A 2,089-nucleotide genomic window follows, 5' to 3' on the forward strand; every position below is an offset into this window, starting at 1 on the left:
GGCGCGGCGTGCTCGCGGCCGGCGCCGCGGCGGCCGCGCTCGCGGCGCTGCCGGACGCGGCCGAGGCGCAGGGGGCGCCGCGCACCGGCGGCCCCTCGACGCTGACCTTCCCGGAACTGCGCCACCAGCTTGCCCAGGACCACGCGGTCGCCGAGGGCTACGAGGCGCAGATGCTGATCCGCTGGGGCGACCCGGTGCTGCCCGGTGCGGCGGCCTTCGACGCCAACCAGGTGACGGAGGCGGCGCAGGCGCGCCAGTTCGGCTACAATTGCGACTACCTCGACTATTTCCCGCTGCCGGCGGGCAGCCGCACGGCCGATCACGGGCTGCTCGTGGTGAACCACGAATACACCAACACGAACCTGATGTTCCCCGGCATGGGCTCCGGCCGGCAGGCGCGCACGCGGTCCAATGCCGGGCAGGTGCGGGCCGAGATGATGGCGCACGGCCTGTCCGTGGTTGAGGTGAAGCGCGAAGGCGGCCGCTGGACCTATGCGAAGGAGGGACGGTGGAACCGGCGCATCACCGCCGATACGCCGATGCGCATCTCCGGCCCCGCGGCGGGGGCGGATCGGATGCAGACCTCCGTCGATCCCGCGGGCGTGCTGGCGCTCGGCACGCTGAACAACTGCGCCGGCGGCAACACCCCCTGGGGCACCGTCCTGACGGGGGAGGAGAACTTCAACGGCTATTTCGGTGGCGACCCCGCGAAGACGCCGCATGCCGAGATCATGCGCCGCTACGGGATCTCGACCGACTCCTGGTACAATTGGTGGCGCCACCAGGACCGCTTCAACGTCGAGAAGGAGCCGAACGAGAGCTTCCGCTTCGGCTGGGTTGTGGAATTCGACCCCTACGACCCCGAGAGCGTGCCGGTGAAGCGCACGGCGCTCGGGCGCTTCAAGCATGAGGGCGCGACGCACGCGGTCAGCGGCGATGGCCGCGTGGCCTTCTATTCCGGCGACGATGAGCGGTTCGAGTTCCTCTACAAGTTCGTCACTGCGCGCCCCTGGAATCCCAATGACCGCGCGGCGAACCGCGACCTGCTCGACGAGGGCACGCTCTATGTCGCGCGCTTCGAGGCCGATGGCCGCGTGATCTGGCAGCCGCTCGTCCACGGCCAGGGGCCGCTGACCGAAGCGAACGGCTTCCGCAGCCAGGCAGATGTGCTGCTCGAGACGCGCCGCGCCGCGACGCTGATGGGTGCGACGCCGATGGACCGGCCGGAGGATGTGGAAGCCAACCCGGTCAATGGCCGCGTCTACGTGATGCTGACCAACAACAGCCGTCGTACCGCGCAGCAGGCGGGCGGCGCCAATCCGCGCGCGAACAACATCCACGGCCATATCGTGGAGGTGATTCCGCCCGGTGCCGGCTCGCCGCGCGTCGACCATGCGGCGACCGAGGCGCGCTGGGGGATCTTCATTGCGGCCGGCAAGCCTGGCGTCGATCCCGGCACGCAGTACCATCGCGCGACGTCCGACCAGGGCTGGCTCTCCTGCCCCGACAACTGCGCCTTCGACAGCAAGGGGCGGATCTGGATCGCAACCGACGGGTCGCCGGAGAGCGCCGGCGTGGCGGACGGGCTCTATGCGGCCGACACGGCTGGACACGGGCGGGCGCTGACGAGGCTCTTCTACCAGGCGCCGACGGGGGCGGAGGTCTGCGGGCCCTGCATCACGCCGGACGACCGGACCATCTTCCTCGCCATCCAGCATCCGGGCGAGGATGCGGGCTCGACCTTCGAGCGCCCATCCACCCGCTGGCCGGACTTCGCGGAGGGTGTGCCGCCGCGGCCGTCGGTGATCGCGATCGTGAAGAAGGATGGCGGCGTGATCGGAGACTGATCGCGCCTGCCATCGCGGCGAAGGGGAAGGGGGCCTCGCGGCCCCCTTCTGCGTTTCACTGGGTCGCGGTCGGCGCCTGCGTCGTGGCGCTGCGCGGCGTACGACGGGCCGAGGCGTGCTGCGTACCGCGGTTGCGGCGGGTGGAGGAAGCCTCGCCGCGCGCACGACGCTGGGCACGGGATTCGGCGCGGCGGGCGCGGCGCGACGTCGTGGCGGCGGGCGCCTCGGTGCTCGCGGTCGTC

At 71.4% G+C, this 2,089-nt stretch carries 2 protein-coding genes; one reads left to right on the top strand and one right to left on the bottom strand.

Annotated elements, in window-relative coordinates:
* On the top strand, positions 1-1,847 hold a 1,847-nt coding region (locus tag HW577_RS24150), incomplete at its 5' end, for a PhoX family protein (protein ID WP_198378647.1).
* A 55-nt stretch (positions 1,848-1,902) separates the two neighbouring features.
* Here the strand turns inward: HW577_RS24150 and HW577_RS26760 are convergent.
* Positions 1,903-2,089 (bottom strand): hypothetical protein (locus tag HW577_RS26760; RefSeq protein WP_232475215.1); only part of this gene is annotated, 187 nt, incomplete at its 5' end.

The organism is Neoroseomonas rubea (assembly GCF_016106015.1).
Classification (GTDB): domain Bacteria; phylum Pseudomonadota; class Alphaproteobacteria; order Acetobacterales; family Acetobacteraceae; genus Neoroseomonas; species Neoroseomonas rubea.